25 protein-coding genes are annotated in these 24,373 nt (G+C 71.1%); 16 read left to right on the plus strand and 9 right to left on the minus strand.

All coding sequences use genetic code 11. The annotated features are described in order from the left end of the window. The first annotated feature begins 32 nt into the window (after positions 1 to 32). Together PGN14_RS01045 and PGN14_RS01050 are read left to right on the plus strand one after the other, a co-directional pair. Complete coding sequence (locus PGN14_RS01045; protein ID WP_335297552.1) at positions 33 to 1,379, plus strand: TldD/PmbA family protein; 1,347 nt, start codon at positions 33 to 35, stop codon at positions 1,377 to 1,379. Beyond that, positions 1,372 to 2,166: a 3'(2'),5'-bisphosphate nucleotidase CysQ gene (locus tag PGN14_RS01050; RefSeq protein ID WP_335297553.1), complete on the plus strand. Its 795-nt coding sequence runs from the start codon at positions 1,372 to 1,374 to the stop codon at positions 2,164 to 2,166. The genes PGN14_RS01045 and PGN14_RS01050 overlap by 8 nt, the downstream gene beginning before the upstream one ends. Positions 2,167 to 2,225: 59 nt before the next feature. On the opposite strand, the gene otsA is transcribed toward PGN14_RS01050, so the two are convergent. The 6 genes from otsA to panC form a co-directional block, all read right to left on the minus strand. Beyond that, entirely contained in the window at positions 2,226 to 3,611 is a 1,386-nt protein-coding gene (gene otsA, locus PGN14_RS01055) for an alpha,alpha-trehalose-phosphate synthase (UDP-forming) (RefSeq protein WP_335297554.1), read from the minus strand. After that, positions 3,608 to 5,404, minus strand: coding sequence for a glycoside hydrolase family 15 protein (locus PGN14_RS01060; RefSeq protein ID WP_335297555.1), 1,797 nt, complete (start codon positions 5,402 to 5,404; stop codon positions 3,608 to 3,610). Before PGN14_RS01060 ends, otsA begins: the two co-directional genes overlap by 4 nt. After that, positions 5,401 to 6,141, minus strand: coding sequence for a trehalose-phosphatase (otsB, locus tag PGN14_RS01065; RefSeq protein ID WP_335297556.1), 741 nt, complete (start codon positions 6,139 to 6,141; stop codon positions 5,401 to 5,403). The genes PGN14_RS01060 and otsB overlap by 4 nt, the downstream gene beginning before the upstream one ends. Positions 6,142 to 6,321: 180 nt before the next feature. Then, positions 6,322 to 6,975, minus strand: a complete 654-nt coding sequence (locus PGN14_RS01070) for a hypothetical protein (RefSeq protein WP_335297557.1) — start codon at positions 6,973 to 6,975, stop codon at positions 6,322 to 6,324. A gap of 110 nt (positions 6,976 to 7,085) precedes the next feature. Continuing rightward, a complete protein-coding gene (locus tag PGN14_RS01075; RefSeq protein ID WP_335297559.1) occupies positions 7,086 to 7,376 on the minus strand; it encodes a hypothetical protein in 291 nt (96 codons plus the stop codon). A 99-nt stretch (positions 7,377 to 7,475) separates the two neighbouring features. After that, complete coding sequence (gene panC / locus PGN14_RS01080; protein ID WP_335297560.1) at positions 7,476 to 8,321, minus strand: pantoate--beta-alanine ligase; 846 nt, start codon at positions 8,319 to 8,321, stop codon at positions 7,476 to 7,478. 100 nt (positions 8,322 to 8,421) lie between these two features. On the opposite strand from panC, the gene PGN14_RS01085 reads away from it, so the two are divergent. The 3 genes from PGN14_RS01085 to pgmG all read left to right on the plus strand — a co-directional run bounded on the left by PGN14_RS01085 (position 8,422) and on the right by pgmG (position 10,953). Then, entirely contained in the window at positions 8,422 to 9,207 is a 786-nt protein-coding gene (locus PGN14_RS01085) for a division plane positioning ATPase MipZ (RefSeq protein ID WP_443019428.1), read from the plus strand. 4 nt (positions 9,208 to 9,211) lie between these two features. Next, a complete protein-coding gene (locus PGN14_RS01090; RefSeq protein ID WP_335297562.1) occupies positions 9,212 to 9,472 on the plus strand; it encodes a J domain-containing protein in 261 nt (86 codons plus the stop codon). Between the two features lie 116 nt (positions 9,473 to 9,588). Beyond that, a complete protein-coding gene (gene pgmG, locus PGN14_RS01095; protein ID WP_335297563.1) occupies positions 9,589 to 10,953 on the plus strand; it encodes a phosphoglucomutase/phosphomannomutase PgmG in 1,365 nt (454 codons plus the stop codon). Between the two features lie 122 nt (positions 10,954 to 11,075). On the opposite strand, the gene PGN14_RS01100 is transcribed toward pgmG, so the two are convergent. Further along, the gene (locus PGN14_RS01100) at positions 11,076 to 11,810 is read right to left on the minus strand and encodes a Crp/Fnr family transcriptional regulator (protein ID WP_335297565.1); all 735 of its coding nucleotides are present in this window, start codon (positions 11,808 to 11,810) and stop codon (positions 11,076 to 11,078) included. 171 nt (positions 11,811 to 11,981) lie between these two features. On the opposite strand from PGN14_RS01100, the gene murA reads away from it, so the two are divergent. The 4 genes from murA to PGN14_RS01120 are packed head-to-tail and all read left to right on the plus strand — an operon-like array spanning position 11,982 to position 17,403. Continuing rightward, the gene (murA, locus tag PGN14_RS01105) at positions 11,982 to 13,265 is read left to right on the plus strand and encodes a UDP-N-acetylglucosamine 1-carboxyvinyltransferase (RefSeq protein ID WP_335297566.1); all 1,284 of its coding nucleotides are present in this window, start codon (positions 11,982 to 11,984) and stop codon (positions 13,263 to 13,265) included. Positions 13,266 to 13,317: 52 nt separating this feature from the next. Further along, a complete protein-coding gene (locus PGN14_RS01110) occupies positions 13,318 to 14,436 on the plus strand; it encodes an HlyD family secretion protein (RefSeq protein ID WP_335297568.1) in 1,119 nt (372 codons plus the stop codon). A gap of 1 nt (position 14,437) precedes the next feature. After that, on the plus strand, positions 14,438 to 15,997 hold the full coding sequence (locus PGN14_RS01115) for an MDR family MFS transporter (RefSeq protein ID WP_335297569.1): 1,560 nt from the start codon (positions 14,438 to 14,440) through the stop codon (positions 15,995 to 15,997). Beyond that, the gene (locus PGN14_RS01120; RefSeq protein WP_335297570.1) at positions 15,997 to 17,403 is read left to right on the plus strand and encodes an efflux transporter outer membrane subunit; all 1,407 of its coding nucleotides are present in this window, start codon (positions 15,997 to 15,999) and stop codon (positions 17,401 to 17,403) included. Before PGN14_RS01115 ends, PGN14_RS01120 begins: the two co-directional genes overlap by 1 nt. A gap of 79 nt (positions 17,404 to 17,482) precedes the next feature. Here PGN14_RS01120 and PGN14_RS01125 read toward each other — a convergent pair whose 3' ends face one another. Together PGN14_RS01125 and PGN14_RS01130 are read right to left on the minus strand one after the other, a co-directional pair. Beyond that, the gene (locus PGN14_RS01125; protein WP_335297572.1) at positions 17,483 to 18,085 is read right to left on the minus strand and encodes a TetR/AcrR family transcriptional regulator; all 603 of its coding nucleotides are present in this window, start codon (positions 18,083 to 18,085) and stop codon (positions 17,483 to 17,485) included. After that, positions 18,078 to 19,154, minus strand: a complete 1,077-nt coding sequence (locus tag PGN14_RS01130) for a DUF2332 domain-containing protein (protein ID WP_335297573.1) — start codon at positions 19,152 to 19,154, stop codon at positions 18,078 to 18,080. Before PGN14_RS01130 ends, PGN14_RS01125 begins: the two co-directional genes overlap by 8 nt. A 59-nt stretch (positions 19,155 to 19,213) precedes the next feature. Between PGN14_RS01130 and hisG the strand changes: the two genes are divergently transcribed. The 7 genes from hisG to thiL all read left to right on the plus strand — a co-directional run bounded on the left by hisG (position 19,214) and on the right by thiL (position 24,299). Next, positions 19,214 to 19,873, plus strand: a complete 660-nt coding sequence (hisG, locus tag PGN14_RS01135) for an ATP phosphoribosyltransferase (RefSeq protein WP_335297574.1) — start codon at positions 19,214 to 19,216, stop codon at positions 19,871 to 19,873. Beyond that, positions 19,870 to 21,165 (plus strand): histidinol dehydrogenase, encoded by a 1,296-nt coding sequence (gene hisD, locus PGN14_RS01140; protein ID WP_335297575.1) that lies wholly within the window; start codon positions 19,870 to 19,872, stop codon positions 21,163 to 21,165. Before hisG ends, hisD begins: the two co-directional genes overlap by 4 nt. Before the next feature lie 40 nt (positions 21,166 to 21,205). Further along, positions 21,206 to 21,676: a transcription antitermination factor NusB gene (gene nusB / locus PGN14_RS01145; RefSeq protein ID WP_335297576.1), complete on the plus strand. Its 471-nt coding sequence runs from the start codon at positions 21,206 to 21,208 to the stop codon at positions 21,674 to 21,676. A 2-nt stretch (positions 21,677 to 21,678) separates the two neighbouring features. Beyond that, the gene (locus tag PGN14_RS01150; RefSeq protein ID WP_335297578.1) at positions 21,679 to 21,855 is read left to right on the plus strand and encodes a DUF4169 family protein; all 177 of its coding nucleotides are present in this window, start codon (positions 21,679 to 21,681) and stop codon (positions 21,853 to 21,855) included. 93 nt (positions 21,856 to 21,948) lie between these two features. After that, a complete protein-coding gene (locus PGN14_RS01155) occupies positions 21,949 to 22,989 on the plus strand; it encodes a GAF domain-containing protein (RefSeq protein ID WP_335297580.1) in 1,041 nt (346 codons plus the stop codon). Positions 22,990 to 23,055: 66 nt separating this feature from the next. Continuing rightward, on the plus strand, positions 23,056 to 23,226 hold the full coding sequence (locus PGN14_RS01160) for a hypothetical protein (RefSeq protein WP_335297581.1): 171 nt from the start codon (positions 23,056 to 23,058) through the stop codon (positions 23,224 to 23,226). A 194-nt stretch (positions 23,227 to 23,420) separates the two neighbouring features. Beyond that, a complete protein-coding gene (gene thiL / locus PGN14_RS01165) occupies positions 23,421 to 24,299 on the plus strand; it encodes a thiamine-phosphate kinase (RefSeq protein ID WP_335297582.1) in 879 nt (292 codons plus the stop codon). The last annotated feature ends 74 nt before the right edge of the window (positions 24,300 to 24,373 follow it).

Raw genomic sequence — 24,373 nt, forward strand, 5'->3', positions numbered from 1 at the left:
CAACGCCCCGCCCCACCCCCTAAGTCGAGACGATGCTGACCCCCGATCAGGCGCAGGAGCGCGCCCACGACATCGTCCGCCGTGCCACCGCCGCCGGGGCCGATGCCGCCGACGCCGTCTTCGCCGCACATGCCTCGACCGACGTGTCGGTCCGGCTCGGCAAGCTGGAGGATGTCGGCCGGTCGGAGGGCGAGGATCTGGGGCTGCGCGTCTTCGTCGGGCAGCGCTCCGCCAGCGTCTCCACCTCCGACCTGTCGTCCGCGGCGATGGACGCGCTGGTCGAGCGGGCGGTGGCGATGGCGCGCGAGGCGCCGGAGGATCGCTGGGCGGGGCTGGCGCCGAAGGAGCGCCTGCTCCACGGCGCCGCGCCGCTGCTGGACCTCGCCGATCACGCGGCCGTCACCCCGCTGGAGCTGCGCGAAGCCGCGATGGCCGCGGAGGATGCCGCGCGCGCGGTCGCCGGCGTCACCAACAGCGAGGGCGGCGGCGCCTCGGCGGCGTCGAGCGTCTGGGCGCTCGCCACCAGCCACGGCTTCGCGGGCGCCTATGCCACCACCGGCTATGGCCTGTCCGCCAGCGTGATCGCGGGCGAGGGCGCCGGGATGCAGCGCGATTATGCGCACCATTCCAGCCGCCACCACGCGCGGCTCGACACGCCCGACGCGATCGGGCGTCTGGCGGGCGAGCGTGCGGTGGCGCGGCTGAATCCGGCGCGCATCGCCAGCGGCGCGATGCCGGTCGTGTTCGATCCGCGCGTCGGCGCCAGCCTGATCGGGCATCTCATCTCCGCCATTTCCGGCGGTGCGATCACGCGGCGCACCAGCTTCCTGCTCGATGCGATGGGGACGGCGGTGTTCGCGCCCGGCATCACCATCTTGGACGATCCGCAGCGTCCGCACGGCCTGCGCTCGCGCCCGTTCGACGGCGAGGGGCTGCCGGTCGGTCCCGCCGCGATCGTCAGCGACGGGATGCTGGAGACATGGCTGCTCGATTCCGCCTCCGCGCGACAGCTGGGGCTGGAGCCGACCGGCCATGCCGCGCGCGGCATCGCGGGCGCGCCCGGCGTGTCGAGCAGCAACCTGTATATGGGGGCGGGCAAGGTGCCGGTCGCGACGCTGATCGGCGACATTGCGCGCGGCGTCTATATCACCGAGCTGATCGGCCAGGGCGTCAATGCGGTGACCGGCGACTATAGCCGCGGCGCGGCCGGTTTCCTGATCGAGAATGGCGAGATCACGCGTCCCGTCGCGGAGCTGACCATCGCGGGCAATCTGAAGGCGATGTACGCGCAGCTGACGCCGGCCAACGACCTTGTCTTCCGCTACGGCGTGAACGTGCCGACGCTGCGGGTGGACGGGATGACCGTCGCGGGTGGCTGACGCCGACGCCTCGCTGCCCGCGCTGGCGGATGCGGTCGCGGGCGTCGTGCGCGAGGCGGCGGCGATGGCCTTCGCGCGCTGGCACACCGCGTTCGCGCGGTGGGAGAAGGCGCCGGGCGAGCCGGTCTGCCAGGTCGACCTCGACGTCGACCGGCTGCTCCACGAGCGGCTGTCCGCGCTGGTGCCGGACGCCGGCTGGCTGTCGGAGGAGACCGCCGACAATCCCGCGCGCCTCGCACGGCGGCGGGTGTGGGTGGTCGATCCGATCGACGGCACGCGCGACTATATCCGCGGGCGCCCCGGCTGGTGCGTGTCGGTGGCGCTGGTGGAGGCGGGGCATCCGCTGATCGGCGTGCTCGACGCGCCCGCGCGCGACGAGGTGTGGCGCGCGGTGGCGGGGGCCGGCGCGACGCGCAACGGCGTCCGCGTGACGGCGGGCGGGCGCACAATGCTGGCGGGATCGCGCGCGCCGGTCGATGCCTTACCCAAGGCGGACCGCGATTTGGTGGCGGTGGAAAAGCCCAATTCGATCGCGCTGCGCATCGCGATGATCGCCGCCGACCACGCCGACCTGGTCGCGACGCTGCGCTGGGGCAATGAATGGGACATCGCCGCCGCGGTGCTGTTGGCGGCGGAGGCGGGCGCCCGCGTCAGCGACGCGCTGGGCGCGCCGCTGATGTTCAACAAGGCGGACCCGCGGGCCTATGGCGTGCTGGTGAGCGCGGCGGGGATCCACGACGCGGCGGTGGAAAGGCTGGCGGGGCGAGCGCGCGCGGCGATGGGGTGAGACCGCCATATCCAGCAGGCCTCTTTCTAACCCCTCCCCTTCAGGGGAGGGATAAGAGGTCAGTTAATGCCCACATCCTCACGCTCCAGCGCGTCGAGGAACCGGTCCGCCCACCACGTCACATCGGTGTCCTGCACCCCGGCCATCAACCGTTCCCAGCGGCGGATGCGCTCGTCCCTCGGCATGCGCAGCGCCTGCCAGATGGCGTCGGACACCTCCTCCGCGCTGTACGGGTTGACCAGCAGCGCGTCGGTCATCTGCTCCGCCGCGCCGGCGAAGCGCGACAGCACCAGCACGCCGGGATCCTCCGGATCCTGTGCAGCGACATATTCCTTCGCCACCAGGTTCATCCCGTCGCGCAGCGGGGTCACCAGCCCGATCTTCGCGGCGCGATAGATGCCGGCCAGCTGGTCGCGCGGATAGCCCTGGTTGACGTAGCGGACCGGCACCCAGTCGACATCGGCATATTCGCCGTTGATCCGCCCCGACAGCCCCTCCAGCGACTGGCGGATGCGCTGGTAGCTTTCCACCGACACCCGGCTGGGCGGCGCGATCTGGAGCAGGAACACCTCCTTGCGCTCCTCCGGATGCTCGATCAGGAAGCGTTCGTAGCCGAGAAAGCGCTCCTCCAGCCCCTTCGAATAGTCGAGCCGGTCGACGCCGACGATCATGTCGCGCCCGGTCGCCGAATCGCGCATCCGGCGATAGGCGAGCCGCGCCGGCACGCTCTTCGACATGTCGGCGAAGGCGGCGGCGTCGATCCCGATCGGGCAGGCCATCAGCCGCACCGACCGCTCGCCCAGCCGCGCCACCCCGTTCTCGATCGTCGCGCCCATGTCGTGGGTGGCGAAATCGCAGAAGGATTCCAGCCACTCCTCGGTATGGAAGCCGATCAGGTCGTAGGCGAACAGCGCCTCCACCAGCTCGCGCGCATTGGGCAGCGTCCCCAGCAGGCGGCGCGGCGGCCAGGGGATGTGGAGGAAGAAGCCGATGCGGTTGGCGCAGCCGCGCGCGCGCAGCTCCGCCCCCAGCGGGAACATGTGATAATCCTGGATCCAGACGACGTCGTCGGGCTCGATCAGCGGGCGGACGGTGTCGGCGAAGCGCTGGTTGGTGCGCTGGTACCCGCCCGCGAACTCGCGCTCATATTCCGCCAGATCGATGCGATAGTGGAACAGCGGCCACAAGGTCCGGTTGGCATAGCCGTCGTAATATTCCTGGACGTCCTGCTCCTCCAGGTCGACGGTCGCGGTGGTGACGCCGTCGCTGCGCTGGAAGTTGATGTGCCCGGTGAACTCCGCGGTCTGCTCCCCCGACCAGCCGAACCACAAGCCGCCGCGCGCGCGCAGCGCCGCCGCCATCGCCACCGCCAGCCCGCCCTGCGCCGCCGATGTCGATCCGCTGGGGGCACTCACGCGATTGGAAATGACGATCAGACGGCTCAACGAATGTGACTCCACGGTTTGCTCAACATGCCGGCGCAGTTGATCATGCCGACCAGCGAATAGGTCTGCGGGTAATTGCCCCACAGCTCTCCGGTGGTCGGCTCGATATCCTCCGACAGCAACCCGGCGGCGGTACACCGGGACAGCATCTCCTCGAACAAGGCGCGCGCCTCGTCGCTGCGCCCAGTTAGGAATAACGCCTCGATCAGCCAGAAGGTGCAGAAATTGAACGCTGTTTCCGGCAGGCCGAAGTCGTCCTCGGTATCGTAGCGCAACATGGTGGAGCCGCGCCGCAGCCCTTTCTCGATCGCGGTCAGCGTGTCGACGAAGCGCGGATCGTCCGCCGACAGGAAGCGCAGGTCGAGCAGCTGGAGCACGCTGGCGTCGAGATCGTCGCCCGCGAAGGTCGCCGACATGCGCCGCGTATCGGGGCGCCACGCCGCATGTTCGATCCGCTCGCGGATGATCGCGGCCCGCTCCGCCCACATCCGCTGCCGCTCCGGCAGGTTCAGCCGCTCGGCCGCATTGGCGAGCCGGTCGCACGCCGCCCAGCACATCGCGGAGGAATAGGTGTGGACGCTCTGGCGCGTGCGCAGCTCCCACAGCCCCGCATCCGGCTGATCGTGATAGGCCCAGGCGCGGTCGCCGACGCGCTCCAGCGATTCGAAATCCTCCACGCCCGCAAGGCGGAACAGCCGCTGGTCGAAGAAGGCGTGGACGCTGCACAACACGATCTGGCCATAGGCATCGTGCTGGATCTGCTCGGCGGCCTGGTTGCCGACGCGCACCGGCCCCATGCCGCGATAGCCGGGCAGGTCGGGGGCGACCCGCTCGGGCAGCTGCGGCTCGCCCAGCACGCCGTAGAGCGGCTGGATATGGCTCGCCGCATCGCCGTGCGTCGCCTCGTCGACGATGTTGCGCAGATAGCCGAGATAGCCTTCCAGCACGTCGAGCGCGCCGAGCCGGTTGAGCGCCTGCACCGTATAATACGCATCGCGAATCCAGCAGTAGCGATAGTCCCAGTTGCGCTGCGACCCGGCATGTTCGGGGACCGAGGTGGTCAGCGCGGCGACGATCGCGCCCGTCTCCTCATGCTGGCACAATTTCAGCGTGATCGCGCAGCGGATCACCACTTCCTGCCATTCCAGCGGCACGGCGAGCCCGCGCACCCACGTCTGCCATTCCTGCGTCGTGCGATAGAGCATCAGGTCGACGGTGCTGGCGAGATCGCCCTGGAAGCTCTCGTCCGGCCCCAGGAAGAAATGCAGCGGCGCCTCGACGCGGAACGACCGTTCCTCGCGCACCATCGCGATCGGCGCGGTGGTGGTGAGGCGCAGCGACAGCGTGTCGAGCAGGAGCCGCAAATGGTTGGAGCCGCCGATCTGCTCGCGGCACCCCCCACCCCAGCCGCAGGTCGGGCGCAACGCGACGCGCACCCGCGGGCTGCCCGCGACCGGGCGCACGATGCGGGCATAGGCGACCGGGCGATAGGTCCGCCCCTCGCGCTGGAACCGGGGGCAGAAATCGATCACCTCGATCGCGCCGCCATGCGCGTCGGTGTGGCGGGTGACCAGGATGGGGGTGTTGCGGATATATTCCTGCTCCACCGACACCACGTCCTCCAGCGTGATCGCCCAATAGCCGGCGGATGGCTCCTCCCCGCCCAGCAGCGCGGAGAACAGGGGATCGCCGTCGACCCGCGGCACGCAGCCCCAGACGAAGCGCCCGCTGCGGTCCACCAGCGCGCTCACCTGGCAATTGCCGATCGGCCACAGGTCCAGCGTCGTCGTCATCGTGCCTCCCTACCAGCCAGGTCGAGCCAGCCGAGCGCGGCGACGACATCGTCGACGCGATAGCCGGCAGCGGTATCGCGGGGCGGACCGACGAGGATGCCCACGCCGCCCAGCGCGCGCGCGGCCCGGAAACCCGCTTCGTCGGTCACATCGTCCCCCATGAACACAGGACGCGCACCCCGGCGTGCGGGTTCCGCCATCAGCAGATCGACCGCGGCGCCCTTGTCGCGCCCCTTCAGCCGCAGCTCGACCACCATCTTGCCGTGCTGGACGACCAGATCGTGCGCGCCGGCCAGTTCGTCCGCCAGCCGCGCGGCATCGTCGCCCGCCGCGGGGGCGCGGCGATAATGGAGGCCGACGCCGAACGGCTTGTCCTCCACCAGCAACCCCGGATGCCGCCGCGCCAGCGCGTGTGCGGCGTCCAGCGCCGCATCCAGCGCGGCGGGGCGATCGGGCGCGGCGACGGCGCCGTCGACGCCCGCGATCTCCAGCCCGTGGCTGCCCGCGACCGGCCAGGCGGCGGGCGCCAGCAGCGCGCGCACCTCCGCCACCGGCCGCCCGGTGACGATCGCGACGCGCCCGTCGAGCGCGCGCGCCAGCCGCTGGAGCAGCGCGGGGACGGTGGCGGCGACGGTGACCGCATCGGGCGAATCGGCGATCTCCACCAGGGTGCCGTCGAAATCGAGGAACAGGCTGGCGCCCGTCAGCAGGTCCGCGGGCGGCGGGGGGAGGAGCATGTCCGGCATGCGCCGCTAACTGGCGCGTCGCCGGGGGTGGCGCAACCGTCGTTAATGACTCCCTCTCCCCTCCGGGGAGAGGGTTGGGGTGAGGGGTCGGGGTCTCACCGAGAACGACCTCTCTGCGAGGCACCTGCCCCTCACCCAACCCTCTCCCCGCAGGGGAGAGGGCTTTTGTTCTTAGCCCAACGTCGACACATCCACCGTCAGAGTCGGCACCGGCACCGGCGTGACCATCACCCCGCTCCGCCACCGATCATATGCCACGAAGAAATCGGTGAACGGCCGCTCCAGCGCCGCCAGCCGCTCGCTCGCGAACGCGGGCAGGGTCGCGGGCGTCACCGCTTGCGCATCCGTCAGCGTCTGCGCGGCGACCGCGCAGAAGCCGGCGCGCGCGAAATCCTGTGCGAAGAAATTGTACAGCCGCGTCGCCTGGTCGTCGTAGCGGTCGCGCCAGTCGCGCGCGCCGGCCGCCTTATACTCGCCCTCCAGCGCGGTCTGCGCGGTGGCGAAGGCGGCCTTCTGGCGGCCGAGCAGCGCGTTATAGTCGGCGACCATCGTCGCTTCCTGCGCGCCGCGACAGGCGAGCGCCGCGACGTTCAGCGCGCTGCGCAAATGCCATATCGCGCCCGCGGCGGACAGGTTGCGGTTGGGCGTGGCCCAGCCGCCGTCGGGCAGGCGCGCGGGGATGATCATGCCGGGGCGTCCGCCCGGCGGCATCGGTGCCGGGGTCAGCACCGGCGGCGGCGGTGCGGGCGGGACGACCGGGGTCGGCGCGCGGGCGCATGCCGCGACCACCAGCAGCGCCGCGAACGGCCACCAACGCTTCACCATGACCCCACCCCCTGAACGCTACCGGGCATTGCCCTGCGTTTACGGGAAGGGTGAACCCGGCGGCAACCCGATCGGGTCCGTCCGGGGCCGGTGAGCGGTCAGGTGGGCGATCAGGCGGCGCGGCGCTGGATGCCGGCGAGCAGGTCGCGCGCGGCGCGCTGCGCCGTCGCGATCTCGCGCGCGGTCATGTCCTCGGAGATCTCCGCGCGCGCCGACAGCGCCGCCTCGACCCCGCGCACCGCGGCGAGATTGAACCATTTGTGCGCCTCGACCAGGTCGAACGCGGCCCCGGCGGTGCCGGTGGAATAGGCCACGCCCAGATCGTAGGCGGAGTCGCCGCAACCCCGGCGCGCATCGGCGATGCGTCGGTCGAGCAGCACGGTATCGAACTTCGTCACCATGTCGAGAAACCCTGTTGATCCATTTCTGGACCACGGGTTTCGCCCGAACGCCCTCACCAAATGGTTAAGGCGGTTAACTGAGATTCTTACAATAATTCGTTACGTTACTGGATCGACGGCAAGGTTGTCGATCAGCCGGGTATGGCCGATCCGCGCCGCCGCCAGCAATTGCCGCCGGCGCCCGGGCGCCGGATCCGCCGCCAGCGTCTCGGCATCGACCAGCGAGACGTAATCGACCGCGAACCCGGCCGCGGTCAGCGCGGCCGCCGCATCCGCCACCGCCTTCGCCGCATCGCCGCCGCCCAGGATGGCGCGCGCGGCGACCCCCAGCGCGCGGGGCAGCGCGACCGCCTTCTGCCGCTCCTCGGGCAGCAGATAGACGTTGCGCGACGACAGCGCGAGGCCGTCATCCTCGCGCTGGGTCGGCACGCCGGTGATCTCGATATCGAAGTCGAGGTCGGCGACCATGCGGCGGATCACCGCCAGCTGCTGGAAATCCTTCTCGCCGAAATAGGCGCGGGTGGGGCGGACCTGGTTGAACAGCTTGGCCACCACCGTCGCCACGCCGTCGAAATGGCCGGGGCGCGCGGCGCCGTCGAGCCCCTCGCTGACGCCCGCGACGCTGACGTTGGTGGCGAAGCCGTCGGGATACATCGCCTCCACCGGGGGCAGCCACAGCATGTCGCAGCCCGCATCGGTCAGCATCGCGATGTCGCCGGTCTCCTTGCGCGGGTAACGCGACAGGTCCTCGTTGGCGCCGAACTGCTTCGGATTGACGAAGATCGACGCGACCACGCACGCCCCCGGACGGCGTGCGGCCTCCACCAGCGCGATGTGCCCGGCATGCAGCGCGCCCATCGTCGGCACGAGCGCCACCTCGCGCCCGTCCGCGCGCGCGGCCCCCAGCGCGTCGCGCATCGCGGCGAGATCCCGATATACTTCCACCAATTAGCCCCCGGCCATTATCACTCGAAACTCGCGGCGGCGCGTTCTATGATCGCGGCCAAGGGCAATCAATCAGGGATGCGACGAATTGTCGGAGAGTGTGCCGAAGACGCACGTCATCGTGTTCGCCAACGAAAAGGGCGGCACGGGCAAGTCGACCACCGCGGTCCATGTCGCGATCGCGCTGGCGGCGAAGGGCGCGCGCGTCGCGTGCATCGACCTGGACCATCGCCAGCGCACGCTGGGCCGCTACCTCGACAATCGCGAGGCGACGGTGACGCGCGCCGGTATTGACCTGCCCTGCCCGCGCCATGAAACGGGCGACGGGCGCGCGGACGGGAACTTCCCCGGGCTGTTCCAGGAATTCACGCAAGGCTACGACTTCCTGGTGATCGACACGCCGGGGCGCGACGATCCCGCGGCGCGGATCGCCGCCGCGCTGGCGGACACGCTGGTGACGCCGATGAACGACAGCTTCGTCGACTTCGACCTGATCGGGCAGGTCGATCCGGAGACGTTCAAGGTGACGCGCCCCAGTTTCTATTCGGAGCTGATCTGGGACGCGCGCAAGGCGCGCGCGCGCGAGGACGGGACGACGATCGACTGGGTCGTGCTGCGCAATCGCCTGCAATATCTGGAGGCGCGCAACATGCGCCGCGTGTCGGAGGCGCTGGACCAGCTGGCGCGGCGCGTCGGCTTCCGCATCATCCCGGGGCTGGGCGAGCGCGTGATCTATCGCGAGCTGTTCCCCAAGGGGCTGACGTTGCTCGACGCCAAGGCGTTCGGCGGGATGGGGCTGAGCCATGTCGCCGCACGGCAGGAATTGCGCGAGATGATGGCGGCGCTGGCGCTGCCCGAGGTGGCGATGCCGCTGTTCGCGGAGTGAGGCGATGAAATGGATCGTCGCCGCCGCGATCATCGCTTTGGTGTGGTGGCTGCTGCGCAAGCCCGCGCCGCGCCGGCCCTCCGCGATCGCGCAGGCCCGCGGGCTGCTGGGCGTGGCGCGGGACGCCGACGCCGCGACGATCCGCGCCGCGCACCGCCGGCTGGTGGCGGACGTCCATCCCGACCGCGGCGGATCGGCGGAGGCGACGCGCCGCGCCAACGCCGCGCGCGACCTGCTGCTGGAACGGTTGCGGGACGATGGATGAGCCTCCTTCCCGTCACCCCAGCGAAAGCTGGGGTCTCTGCGTGGCTGGCGTGACGCGCGCCACCAAAAGATCCCAGCCTTCGCTGGGATGACGAGAGCAACCAGGCAGATCGTGTCATGACCCACCATTTCGACCCCGTCATCCTGCGCGAATACGATATCCGCGGCACCGTCGGCGCCAACCTCCACCCCGCCGACGCGCAGGCGATCGGCCGCGCCTTCGCCACCCGCGTCCGCGCCGCGGGCGGGCGGCGGGTCGCGGTGGGCTATGACGGGCGCACGCATTCGCCCGCGCTGGAGGCGGCGCTGGTGGAGGGGCTGGTCGCGTCGGGCGTCGATGTCGTGCGCATCGGGCTGGGGCCGACGCCGATGCTCTATTATGCCGAGGCGACGCTAGAGGTGGACGGCGGCATACAGGTAACCGGCAGCCACAATCCCCGCGAGGACAATGGCTTCAAGCTGGTACTTCGCCACGACAGCTTCTTCGGCGCGGATATCCAGGACCTGGCGCGGATCGCCGCGGCGGGGGCGTGGACCGACGGGACCGGCAGCGTCGAACAGGCGGATGTCCGCGCGCTGTACGTCGGGCGGCTGATGGCCGGCTATGCCGGGGGCACGTTCCGCATCGGATGGGACGCGGGCAACGGCGCCGCCGGCCCGGTCGTCGAGCAGCTGGTCCAGCATCTGCCGGGTGAGCACCATCTGCTGTTCTGCGATGTCGACGGTGAATTCCCCAACCATCATCCCGATCCCACGGTCGAGGACAATCTGCGCGACCTGAAGGCGCTGGTCGCGGACAAGAAGCTCGATTTCGGCGTGGCTTTCGACGGCGACGGCGACCGGATCGGCCTGATCGACGCGCACGGCCGCGTGCTGTGGGGCGACGACATCCTGTCCATTCTGGTGCCATCGACGCTCGCCGAACTGCCCGGCGCGACGATCGTCGCCGACGTGAAGTGCAGCGACACGCTGTTCGACACGATCGCCGCGGCGGGCGGCACCCCGGTGATGTGGCAGACCGGGCACAGCCGGATGAAGGCGAAGCTGAAGGAACTGGGCGCACCGCTGGCGGGCGAACTGTCCGGCCATATGTTCTTCGCGCACGACTATTACGGGTTCGACGACGCGCTGTACGCCGCGGTGCGGCTGATCCGCGCGATCCATCTGTCGGGACGCTCGCTGGCCGAACTGCGCGAGGCGATGCCGCCGCGCTGCGCGACGCCCGACGTGCGCGTCGCGGTCGCCGAGGCGCGCAAGGAGGCGGTGGTGGCGGAGGTCGCCGAACGGCTCGCCGCCGCGGGCGCGCGGGTCGACACGACCGACGGACTGCGCGTGTCCGAGGCCGACGGCTGGTGGCTGCTGCGCGCGTCGAACACGCAGGCCTCGCTGACGCTGCGCGCGGAGGCGCGCGACGCGGCGGGGCTGGCGCGGTTGCTGGACGCGATCGATGCGCAGCTGGGGGCGAGCGGAATACGTAGATAGCCCCTCCCCTTCAGGGGAGGGGTTGGGGTGGGGCAGTCACAGGCGGAGCTCTCTGCGAGGCTCACCCCACCCCCATCCCCTCCCCTGAAGGGGAGGGGCTTTAATCGCTCTCCACCGACAACTCACCGATTCGGCGGCACCGGCAGCCACGACAGGTCGAGCCCGGCCATGCGATCGACGTAATTCGCCGCGCGCACCAGCGCGGGTTCGTCGAGGATCGTCACCCGCCCCGCGTTGCGCGCGATCAGCGCCTGGTCCTCCAGCTGGCGCAGCATACGGTTGACGTGCACCGCGGTCAGCCCGGTGGCGTCGCCGATCTCCTCCTGCGTCAGCCCCAGCGAGAAGGCGGCACCGATCGACGGATCGCAGCGCCGCATCCGGTCGCGGATGTCGAGCAGCACCGCGGCGACGCGCGCGCGTGCCGAGGTGCGCCCCACCCCCGCCAGCCGGTCGGTCAGCGCGGACCGCTCCACCTGCTCCAGCCCCGCGATGGCGAGCGCGACGCGCGGGTGGCGGTACATCAGGTCGGCCAGCTGGGTGCGGTCGATCGACGCCACCACGCTGTCCGCCAGCGCCACCAGCGTCTGCGGCGCCTTGCCATAGGCGACCACCGCCATGCCGATCATGTTACCCGGGAACAGGAAGCGCAGCACCTGCCGGCTGCCGTCGTCCAGCAGCACATAGGCCATCATCATCCCGCTCTTCAGCGCGAACAGCTCGGTCGAGCGGTCGTTCTCGCGCACCAAGGTGGTGCCGCGCCGGACAATGCGCTCGCGCTCCAGCAGGCGTTCCAGCGCCCGCCGCTCGTCCGGCGTCACGTCCAGAATGTCGCCGATCTGATCGGCGAAGCTACGCACTGGCACCCGTCTGTTGTCCCCCGGTTTGTTCCGGGTCGTTACGCGGGTGCCGGGCGCGCGCGCATTAAACCCGATCAAGCGGGAAAAAAGGCCGTGCCGGCGCGCGCGGCGGCGCGGCGTGCCGGTACGCTCGCTTGGCGGTGGCCGCGGCATTGGATAGAGCATGGCGCCATGGACCGTATCCTCATCCGCGGCGGCCGCCGCCTGAACGGCAAGCTGCCCATTTCCGGGGCAAAGAATGCCGCCCTGACGCTCATGCCCTGCGCGCTGCTGACCGACGAGCCGCTGACGCTGCGCAACCTGCCGCGGCTGGCCGACGTCGACGGCTTCGGCCACCTGCTCAACCAGCTGGGCGCATCGACCACGATCGAGGGCAGTCGGCCGGAGGATTTCGGCCGCGTGATGACGATCCGCGCCGGCCAGCTGACCTCGACCGAGGCGCCCTATGATATCGTGCGCAAGATGCGCGCCTCGATCCTGGTGCTCGGCCCGATCCTGGCGCGTGCGGGACAGGCGCGGGTGTCGCTGCCCGGCGGGTGCGCGATCGGCAACCGCCCGATCGACCTCCACCTGAAGGCGCTGGAGGCGATCGGCGCGCATCTGGAGATGAGCGCGGGATATGTCACCGCGACCGCGCCGGGCGGACGCCTGTCGGGGGGCAAGTACAGCTTCCCGATCGTGTCGGTCGGCGCGACCGAGAACGTGCTGATGGCCGCGGTCACCGCGAAGGGCGGCAGCCGGATCCAGAATGCGGCGCGCGAGCCGGAGATCGTCGATCTGTGCCGCTGCCTGGTCGCGATGGGCGCGCAGATCGAGGGGATCGGCACCGAGACGCTGGAGATCGAGGGCGTCGACGAGCTGCACGGCGCCACCTATGCGGTGATGCCCGACCGGATCGAGGCGGGCAGCTATGCCTGCGCCGCCGCGGTCACCGGGGGCGAGGTGGAGCTGATGAACGTCACCCCCGCCGATATGGGCGCGACGCTGGACGCGCTGCGCGAGGCGGGCGTGGGGATCGAGGAGCGCCGCAGCTCGATCCTGGTCACCAGCGACGCGCAGCTGAAGCCGCTGACGCTGTCGACCGCGCCCTATCCGGGTTTCGCCACCGACATGCAGGCGCAGTTCATGGCGATGCTGTGCAAGGCGGCGGGCGCCAGCATGCTGACCGAGACGATCTTCGAGAACCGCTACATGCACGTGCCCGAGCTGGCGCGGATGGGGGCGGACATCCAGGTGCGCGGGCGCACCGCGGTGGTGCGCGGGGTCGACCGGCTGGTCGGCGCGCCGGTGATGGCGACCGACCTGCGCGCGTCGATGAGCCTGATCATCGCAGGGCTGGTCGCGGATGGCGAGACGTCGGTATCGCGCGTCTATCACCTCGACCGCGGGTACGAGCGGCTGGAGGAGAAACTGTCCGCGGTCGGCGCCGATATCGAGCGCGACGGCGGCGGCTGATTGTTAAACGGACACCTTGTCCGGTTAAGCGCAGGCGCCTAGATGCGCGCGCATGACCGACGCCACCGATGACGACGACTCGCCACAACGCCGCAAGCTGAGCGGGCGTGCCAGGCTGATCCTGCTCGCGCTGGCGGCGATCGTGCTGATCGTCGGCGGGATCTGGTTCGTCCGCTACCAGACGGTGGGCCAGTATCGGCAGGACACCAACGACGCGCGGGTCGAGGCGGACATGGTCACCGTGGCGCCGCGCGTCGCGGGGAACGTGGCGCAGCTGCTGGTGGCGGAGAATCAGGACGTCGCCGCGGGCCAGCCGCTGCTGCGGATCGATCCGCGCAACGCGCGCGCGCAGGCGGCACAGGCGCAGGCGCAGATCGCGGTCGCCGCCGCGCAGGCCGATGCGGCGCGCGCGCAGGTGGCGGAGCAACATGCCACGATCGCGCAGACGCGGGCGCAGCTCGACGCCGCGCGGGCCAAGGCGGCCTATGACGCGGGCGAGGTCGCGCGCTATCGCCCGCTCGCCGCCTCGGGCGCGGAGACGCGCCAGCAGCTGGCGCAGCTGGAGGCGACCGCGCGCCAGTCCGCCGACAATGTCCGCGCACAGGCCGCCGCGCTGGCGGTGCAGCAGCGCCGCGTCGCCGCGTTGCAGAGCCAGGTGCGGCAGGGCGAGGCGCAGGGTCAGGCGGCGCGCGCGCAATTGTCCGCCGCCGACGTCGACGTCGGCGCCACCATCCTGCGCGCGCCGATCGCGGGGCGCGTCGGCGACCGCACCGTGACGGTGGGGCAATATGTCCAGCCGGGCATGCGGCTGATGTCGATCGTCCCGCTCCAGTCGCTGTACGTCACCGCCAATTTCAAGGAGACGCAGCTGGCGCTGATGCGCCCCGGCCAGCCCGCGCGGATCAAGGTGGATGCGCTCGACGGGCTGGAGATCCAGGGCCGCGTCGCCAGCATCGCGCCCGGCACCGGCGCGCAATTCTCGATCCTGCCGCCGCAGAACGCGACCGGCAATTTCACCAAGATCGTCCAGCGCGTGCCGGTACGCATCGCGATCGCCGCCACCCCGGCCGCGCGCCGCCTGCTCGTCCCCGGACTGTCGGTGACGGTGACGGTCGACACGATCGGCGCCAAGGGCGAGATGGACCGCATCCGCGCGCAGCAGGACCGCTGACGTGGCGAGCGCCGCCGCCGCCGCCGCGAACCCGCCCGCCGAACGCGCCGACCTGACCGCGTGGCTGGCGGTGGCGGCGGGGACGCTGGGCGCGTTCATGGCGACGCTCGACATCTCGATCGTCAATTCCGCGCTGCCCACGATCCAGGGCGAGATCGGCGCCAGCGGGACCGAGGGGACGTGGATCGCCACCGCCTATCTGGTCGCGGAGATCGTCATCATCCCGATGGCGGCGTGGCTCGAGCGCGTGTTGGGCCTGCGCACCTTCCTGCTGATCGCGGCGGGGCTGTTCACCGCCTTCTCCGTCTTGTGCGGCGTCTCCACCACGCTGTCGATGATGATCGTCGGGCGCGTCGGGCAGGGTTTTACCGGCGGCGCGATGATCCCGACCGCACAGGTCATCATCGCGCAGCGGCTGCCGCCGGCGCAGCAGCCGATCGGCATCGCCGCCTTCGGCGTCACCGCGATCCTGGGGCCGGTGCTGGGGCCGCTGATCGGCGGGTGGCTGACCGAGAACATCAGCTGGCATTATGCCTTCTTCATCAACGTGCCGATCTGCGCGATCCTCGTCACGCTGCTGCTGGTCGGGCTGCCGCATCGGCGCGCGAAGCTGCACCTGATCGCGCAGGCCGACTGGCTGGGCATCGCCGGGCTGGCGCTGGGGCTGGGCGGGCTGACCGTGATGCTGGAGGACGGGCAGCGCGAGCAATGGTTCGCCTCCGGGCTGATCCGCGCGATGTTCGTCACCTCCGCGGTCGGCTTCCTGCTGCTGGCGCTGGGGCAGCTGACCGCGGCGCGCCCGATCATCAAGCTGCGGCTGCTGCGCGACCGGCAGTTCGGATCGGTCGCGCTGATGGGAATGGTGCTGGGCGTCGTCCTCTACGGCACCAGCTATGCCATCCCGCAGTTCCTGGCGACGCTGGCGGGCTATAACGCGCTACAGGCGGGCAAGGTCGTGCTGCTGTCGGGGCTGCCGAGCCTGTTCATGATGGCGATCGTGCCGATCCTGCTGGTGCGCGTCGACATCCGCATCGCGGTGGCGGCGGGGCTGCTGATCATGGCCGGCTCCTCCTTCCTCGACGCGCATCTGACCGCGGCGTCGACCGGCGGCGATTTCACCGTGTCGCAGCTGATGCGCGGCGTGGGGCAGATCCTGGGGATGCTGTTCCTCAGCCAGGCGACGGTGCGATCGGTGCCGCCGGAGGATGCCGGCGACGCGTCGGGCCTGTTCAACGCGGTGCGCAACCTGGGCGGCAGCTTCGCGCTGGCGGGCATCTCGATCCTCCAGGACAAGCGCCTCTATTTCCATTCGCGCCGGCTGGAGGAGGCGATGCCCGCCAACGACGCCGGCGTGCAGACCTATGTCGGCGGGCTGTCGCAGCAGGTGGGCGACGCCACAGCCGGGCTGCGGCTGCTAGGGCAGCAGGTCCAGGCACAGGCGCTGGCGATGACCTATAACGACATCTTCTGGATCATGGGGGTGGGCACGCTCGCCGTCCTGCCGCTGGTCCTGTTCCTGCGTCCGCTGCCTAGGAGCAGCGGGCCGGCGATGGTGCATTGATGCGATACCTTGCTCTCCTCCTCTCCGCCGCGGCGCTGGCGGGATGTACCGTCGGCCCCGATTACGCCGGCCCGCCCGCCGCCGCCGCCGATGCGGTCGCGCGCGGCACCTTCGTGCGGAACGCGCAGGCCGATGCGGCGCCCGTGCTCGCACGCTGGTGGGAGGCGCTGGGCGACGCGACGCTCACCGCGCTGGTGGACGACGCGCTGGCGCACAGCCCGACGATCGATCAGGCGACCGCGCGCATCCGCGAGGCGCAGGCGAAGCTGGGGCAGCAGCGCACCGCCGCGCTGCCCTCCGCCAGCGCCAATGCCACCGTCCTCAACGCGCGCCTGCCGGGGATCGCCGGCGGGGGCGGCAGCACCGACCTCACCTTCTACAACGCCGGTGCCAATGCCTCGTGGGAGCCGGACCTGTTCGGCGGCACGCGCCGCGGGGTGGAGCAGGCGCGCGCCAACGTCGGCGCACGCACCGCCGACCTGGCCGATGCGCAGGTGTCGCTGTCCGCGCAGGTGGCGCAGGCCTATGTCGACCTGCGCGACGTGCAGGAGCGCATCCGCCTCAACGCCGCCGCCGCGCAGCTGCAACAGCAGCAGCTGGCGCTCACCCGCCAGCGCTTCGCCGCGGGCACCGCGTCGCAGCTGACCGTCGAGCGGCTGGGCAACCAGCTGGAGAATACGCAGGCGCAGGCGATCCCGCTCGCCGCGCAGCGCGACGAGCTGCTCGACCGGCTGGCGCTGCTGACCGGGCGCGCGCCGGGGGCGCTGGATGCGACGCTGGCGCCCGCCGCCGCGATCCCGCTGCCGCCACCGCGCGTCGCGGTCGATACGCCCGCCGCGCTGATCGCGCGCCGCCCCGACGTGCGCGCGGCGGAGCGCCAGCTCGCCGCCGCCACCGCGGGGATCGGGGTCGCCAAAGCGAAGGAGCTGCCCGGCATCCGCTTCCTGGGGCTGCTGGGGCTGGGCGGCACGTCGCCGGGCGACGTGCTCGACCCGGCCAAGCTGACGACGCTGGTGGCGCCGTCGCTCAGCTGGTCGTTCCTCGACTTCGGCCGCAACCGCGCCGCGACCCGCGCGTCGGAGGCGCAGCGCGATCAGGCCGATGCCGCCTATCGCCAGACGGTGCTGGCGGCGTTGCAGGATGCCGAGGCGTCGCTGTCGCGCTTCGCCAACGCGCGGCTCCAGCTGGCGCAGCTGATCCAGGCGGAGGCCAGCGCGACGCGCGCCGCGACGCTCAACCGCCAGCGCGTCGCGGCGGGGACCAGCACGGTGATCGATCAGCTGGAGATCGAGCGCCAGCAACTGTCCGCGCGCATCGCGCTGTCGCAGGCGCGCGCCGGGCTAGCGGAGAGCTATATCGCGGTGAACAAGGCGCTGGGGCTGGGGTGGAGGGAGTCGAAGGAGTGACGCCAATCCCCCTCCCCTTCAGGGGAGGGGTTAGGGGTGGGGCAGTGAACGGCCTCTCTGCGAGACCCCGCCCCACCCCCTACCCCTCCCCTGAAGGGGAGGGGCAAGAAGAAGAACCTCGCGGCATCAACCCCCGCATCAGCATTGCCAGCGCGGTCGCCCGTTGCGCCTCGCCTTCGTCCTCCGCCAGCTGCGGGCGCAGCAGCCCGCCGAGCATCCGCACCGCCAGCACCACCTCGCGCGCGGTCGCCGTCGCGGACAATTCGCCGCGCGCCTGTGCCGCCATCACCGCGGGGGTGACGACGCGCTCCAGCCGCTCGCCCAGCGCGCGGAAGGCGGCGATGTTCTCCGCATCGACGTGCAGCTCCAGCGCGATCCGCGCGAACAGCCCGGAGGCGCGCGCGCCCTCGCGCACCATCGCGCCGATCGTCTGCGCGATCGGTCGCGCGGGGTCGATCATCGCCTCCATCCGGTCGATCTCGCGCGCGAAGATGGCGAGCGCCAGCGCCTCGCGGTCCTTGAAGTTGCGGTACAGCGTCGCGCGGCCGACCCCGGCGCGTTCCGCGATCGTCTCCATCGCGACGCCATAGCCCTGTTCCTCGAACGCCGCCGCCGCCGCGAGGATCAGCGCCTCGCGCCGCCGCGTCGCGTCGCGGCGCGGCGCGCGCTTCGTCTCACTCATAGGCGCCGCGCCGCATGACATAGTCGCGCGTCTCGTAGGGCGGCGACAGCCCCTCCACCCAGGCGCCGTGCGCATGCGTCAGCGCGACCAGCGCCATCGCCTCGTCGCCGGGCCAGCATTGCACGCGCACCTCGTGACGGTGGAGGTCGCGGTTGGGCTCCATCATCACCCAGGCCAGCGGGCGCGCGGACGTGGCGCGCGCACCCGCCCCCGCCATGGCGGCACGGATCCGCTCGCGCGCAGCGGCGGGCAGATATTGCCACACCACCGAATGCATCAGCACGCGGGTGACGCCGTCCTCCTGCGGCTCCGCCAGCTGCGCCTCGACCCAGTCGGCGGCATCGCCCGGCACCAGATCGACCGGTGCAGCGCGCACCATCGCGATCGCGGTGTCGAGCCGTGCCAGCCGCGCGTCATTGTCGACCCAGACATAGCCCGCCAGCCGCTCCGCCTGTGCGGGATCGGCGACATCCACCGGCGCGATATCGACGCCGCGCGCGCGGACCACCTCGATCGGCACGGCGGGCGGGGCAACACCGCGCCATTCGGGCCGGATCAGCAGCGGCGACGCCGCCGGCCCGGCCATCACGCCGCCCAGATCGAACCGCATCCGCCCGATCAGCAGGTTCAGCCCTGCGCTCGATCCGATCTCCAGCACCTCGACGCGCGGCCCGAACGCCTGTGCGACGTGGAGCAGCCCGGTCATCAGCCCGGCCGATCGTGCCGCCTCGTTGGTCTGCGGCGGTCCGTCGAGCCACGGCAGCAGCGCCGCATCGTGGCGCGCCACCGCGCTGGCGGTCGCCGAATCGTCGCCATCCGCGAACATCCGCGCCAGCTCGGCGTCGCCGCCGCGCCGCAGCAGCGCGTGGAGCCCGCCGACCAGCCGCAGCACCAGCGCATCCGCCACCGGCTCGCCCGCCCAGTCGAGCACGCGGCGCCCGGTTTCGGTGTCGCGCGACAGCACCCGCCCCAGCGCGCGCGATACCGCCGCGGTGCGCGGCGCGGCCATCGCATCGCAATATTGCGCCTGCACCTCGAACGATGCGCGGTTTTCCGCCTCGGTTGCCATGTCGACTCCTCTCACGGCGGTCATTGCGCCCCCCGCCCCCCTCCCGTAAAGCCCGCGCCATGGCTGAACCGATCGTGATCGCGGTGCCCAAGGGACGCATCCTGGGCGAGGCGCTGCCGCTGCTCGCCGCGGCGGGCGTGGTGCCGGAGGCGGCGTTCCGCGACCCCGACAGCCGCGCGCTGCGCTTCGCGACGCAGGATCCGGGCATCGAGCTGATCCGGGTGCGCGCGTTCGACGTCGCCACCTTCGTCGCGCATGGCGCGGCACAGCTGGGCATCGTCGGCTCCGACGTGCTGGCCGAGTTCGACTATGCCGAACTGTACGCGCCGGTCGACCTCGACATCGGCCATTGCCGGCTGTCGGTCGCCGAACCCGCCGCGCTGGCCGCGACCGACGATCCGCGCGGGTGGAGCCATGTGCGCGTCGCGACCAAATATCCGCATGTCACCGCCGCCTATTTCGCGCGGCAGGGCGTGCAGGCGGAATGCATCAAGCTGAACGGCGCGATGGAACTGGCGCCGACGCTGGGCCTCGCCACGCGCATCGTCGACCTCGTCTCCTCGGGCCGCACGCTGAAGGACAATGGCCTGGTCGAGGTGGAGGAGATCATGCCCGTCTCCGCGCGGCTGATCGTCAACCGCGCGGCGATGAAGACGCGCGCGCACGTCTTCCCGCTGGTGGAGGCGTTCCGCGCCGCGGTGGGCGCGCGCGCGGCATGATCCGGCTGGACACGCGCGACGCGGATTTCGCCGCGCGCTTCGACGCCTTGGTCGACGATCGCCGCGAGACCGCGACCGATGTCGCGCGCGACGTCGCCACGATCATCCGCGCGGTGCGCGACGAAGGCGATGCCGCGCTGCGCGCCTTCACGCAGAAGCTGGACCGCCACGACCTGGACGCCACCGGCTGGCGCATCGACGCCGCGGCCTGCGCCGCGGCGTTCGACGCGCTGGAGCCGGAGCTGCGCGGCGCGCTGGAACTCGCCGCGGCGCGCATCCGCGCCTATCACGAGAAGCAGCGGCCCGAGGACAGCGCCTTCACCGACGCGGCCGGCGTGCGGCTGGGCGCGCGGTGGCGTGCGGTGGATGCGGCGGGCATCTACGTCCCCGGCGGGCGCGCGGCCTATCCTTCCACCTTGCTGATGAACGCGATCCCCGCGCGCGTCGCCGGCGTCGGGCGGCTGGTGGTCGTCACGCCGACCCCCGACGGCGAGGTCAACCCGCTGGTGCTGGCCGCCGCGCATCTGGCGCAGGCGGACGAGGTGTGGCGCGTCGGCGGGGCGCAGGCGATCGCGGCGCTCGCCTATGGCACCGATCGCATCGCGCGCGTCGATGTCGTCACCGGCCCCGGCAACGCCTGGGTCGCGGAGGCCAAGCGGCAGGTCTATGGCGTCGTCGGGATCGACATGGTCGCCGGGCCGAGCGAGATCGTCGTCGTGGCGGACGGCGCCAACGATCCCGAGTGGATCGCCGCCGACCTGCTGAGCCAGGCCGAGCATGACACCACGACGCAGTCGATCCTGTTCACCGACGATGCGGCCTTCGCGGACCGCGTCGCCGACGCGGTCGAGCGCCAGCTGGCCGATCTGCCGACGCAGGCGGTCGCGCGCGTCGCATGGGACGACAATGGGGCGATCGTCGTCGTGCCCGCGCTGGAGGATGCGATCCCGCTGGTCGATCGCCTCGCCCCGGAGCATGTCGAGTTGGCGTGCGACGACCCGCAGGCGCTGTTCGACCGGCTGCGGCACGCCGGCTCCGCCTTCCTGGGGCGGCACACGCCCGAGGCGATCGGCGATTATGTCGCCGGCCCCAACCACGTCCTGCCGACCGGGCGGCGCGCGCGCTTCGCCAGTGGCCTCGGCGTGACCGACTTCATGAAGCGGACCAGCTTCCTCCAGCTCGACGAAACCGCGCTGAACGAGCTTGGCCCCGCCACGATCGCGCTCGCGACCGCGGAGGGGCTGCCCGCGCATGCGCGATCGGTCGCGCTGCGGATCCGCACCAATCGGTGAGGGGTGACGAACCCCGCGGTTGGGCGTAAGGGCCGCCGCCATGTCCCGACCCGCCACCAACACCCCAGCCGCCCGTACCAAGGCCCGCGCCGCCGCGCGCCTCGCCGCCGTCCAGGCGCTGTACCAGCATGAGATGGAGGGGACCGCGATCCCCGCCCTGCTCCACGAATTCCACCAGCACCGGCTGGGCGCCACGATCGAGGACGTCGAATATGCCGACGCCGACGTCGACTTCTTCGACGACGTGGTGAAGGGTGCCGACGCCCGCCGCGACGAGATCGACGCGCGGATCGCGGGGAAGCTGGCCAAGGGCTGGTCGCTCGACCGGCTCGACCGGCCGATGAAGGCGATCCTGCGCGCCGGCACCTATGAGCTGCTGGCACGCGCCGACGTGCCGGTGGGCGCCGCGATCAGCGAATATGTCGACGTCGCGCACGCCTTCTACGAAAAGCGCGAGGCGGGGTTCGTCAACGGCCTGCTCGACGCAATCGCCAAGGAGGTGCGCCGCTGACGATGGCGGACATCGTCAACCTCAACCGCGCCCGCAAGGCCAAGGCGCGCGCATCGAAGGAGGCGCAGGCCAGCGCCAACCGCGCCGCCTTCGGCCGGACGATGGCGCAGAAGGCCGCGGACGCGGAGGAGACCGCACGGCGGAATGCGCTGCTCGATGGCGCGAAGCGGGAGGATTGAGGCAGGCGAGCCGATGCACGATGCGCCGCGCGTCGAATAGTGGCGAAGGAAGAAGCCGGTCGTTGCGCCGACAATGCGCGATAGATATTGCGCGTGGACCATGTGGTGGCTGCCGCTCCCGACGCCTGGCTGGTCGCCGAATTTTCTCACGGAGAGCTTCGGATGGGCGATGATCGTGCGCGCCTGAACGGTCATCGCGACGCGCTGATGCGGCGCGGCCTGTCTTTCATCCGTCGTGCGCGTCGCTTTCAGGCAGCGATCAACGTCATTTGCGTCATGGGTGGTGCGTCGCTCGCGGGTGTCGGCGGCGCCATGGACGGCGGATTGATGCCCGACACTGGCAACGGGTTGCTCACGGTTAAAGGGCTATGCGTCTGGTTCGGGCTCGGCTTGGTGTTTGTGGGCGGTGTGATTCTGCTGTTGCTTCAAGACGAGGCACCGGCGCTGCTCGCCCGGGCAGCGGCGCTGGAAAGCGAGGCGCAACGACATCTTGATGTTCGGGATGCCTTGCACGCGCGGCTGGACAGCTTGGCCCAGCTTGACCTGAAGCGGCTGGCTCTGATCGATGCGAACCGCTCGATGCGCGAGGCTTTGGAGAACGCCCTGCTGATCCCAGCAGCCGACGTCCCGAGATCGCTTCAGGCAATGCTGGAGGCAGCACGGCGCTTCACGCTTGCCTCGATCGGGTTCGGCATCGACGAGCAATGGGCCATCTCCATCTTCCAGGTGAAAGGAGATCGGCTGGTACGGATCGCCGCGATCCGGGCGGATCAATTGCCGCCCGCTCATGCGGCGCGAAGCTGGGCTCGGCACGAAGGGTTCGTGGGCGAGGCGTGGGGTCGCGATCGGGAGATGATCATCGCCGACAGTGCCGAGTCCGGCATTACCGAAGCCTATCCCGTGCCCGCACCGCTGCGACGGGCGTATGACGCGGAACGCTATCGCTCGATGGCGGCAATTCCCGTCCGGCTGGGCTCGACCGGGATCTGGGGCGTGGTGGCTGCGTCCACCAGTTGCCCGGAGCGTTTCAAGCGCGATCCGGGCAACAAGCAGGTGCAGGCCGTCGATACTGTCCGCCTGATCGCGCGCATGACCGGCCTGACCGCCGCCGCCTTCAAGCGGAGCGGACATTGAGCTTGGCGCGTTGGCGCGGACATGATACAAAATTCCTGCAAGGAGCCCCCGCCCATGAAAATCGGCATGGAACAGGACCCGATCGAGGATCTCGATCGGGAGGAAGAGCGTGCGATCGCCGCCGCCGTGCAGGCTCGGTTCGGTCAGGGTGACCTTCAGGCCGCGTTGCGCGAGGTGGATCGTCTGGCCGCGATGCGGCTCAGGATGCATGAGCGGGTCACGCGTCTCTACGCATAGGGAACGAACGAATCTGACGGAAGCACTCCGAAGGCCAGCCACGCCTTTGGACCGGTGAAGTTGGAGCGGGCGGAAAAGCAGTGTTTCACGGTGAAGTGGTGAGACACCGACGTTCGCGCTGATGTCAGCCGCGTCGGTCGGTGACGGCAAGCTTGCTGAGCCTACGCCGACTATTATGGCTGCGATTGCCCAAAATGACCGAAGCCGATTTCCTCGCCCGCCTGCGCACGCTGCCGCTCCATCCTGGCGCGCATGACCTTGCCGACGATACCGCCGCGCTCGCCGGGCTGACGATCACCACCGATACGTTGGTGGAGGGTGTCCACTTCCTGCCCCACGACCCCGCCGGCGATGTCGCGTGGAAGCTGGTGGCGACCAACCTGTCCGACCTTGCCGCCAAGGGGGCGCGGGTGGAGGGAATCCTGCTCAACTATCCGCTGCGCGACGCGGCGTGGGATGCCGCGTTCCTCGACGGACTGGCGCAGGCGCTGGCGGCGTTCGGCTGCGCGCTGCTGGGCGGGGATACGGTGACGCTGCCCGCCGGCGCGCCGCGCGTGCTGACCGTCACCGCCTTCGGTGCGGAGGCCGCCGCGCCGCCGCGGTCGGGTGCGCGCGACGGCGACGCGCTCTACGTCACCGGCACGATCGGCGATGCCGGTGCGGGGCTGGCGATCGCACGCGCCGGGCACGGCGATGCCGTATTGCTCGCGCGCTATCGCCGCCCGCGACCGCGGCTGGCGGAGGGGCGCGCGCTGGCGCCGCTGGTCCATGCGATGATGGACGTGTCGGACGGGCTGCTGATCGATGCCGCGCGGATGGCGGCGGCGAGCGGGCTGGCGGTCGCGGTCGAGCTCGGCGCGGTGCCGCTGGCGCGCGGCGTCACCGACGCGCTGGCCGCCGCGACCGCGGGCGACGATTACGAGCTGCTGTTCGCCGCCGCGCCCGATGCCGCGCTGCCGGTCGCCGCCACCCGCGTCGGCACCTTTTCCGCGGGTGCGGGGCTGACGCTAACCCAGGATGGCGACAACGTCCCGCTGCCCGCATCGCTGGGGTATCAGCACGGGTTGCGCTGACGCGGCTGCGTGTTAGCCTCCTTTCCCAAGCGGACGACCGGCAACAGACCGGGCGACGCGCCAAACCAGGAGGG

The organism is Sphingomonas adhaesiva (genome assembly GCF_036946305.1).
Lineage (GTDB): Bacteria > Pseudomonadota > Alphaproteobacteria > Sphingomonadales > Sphingomonadaceae > Sphingomonas > Sphingomonas adhaesiva_B.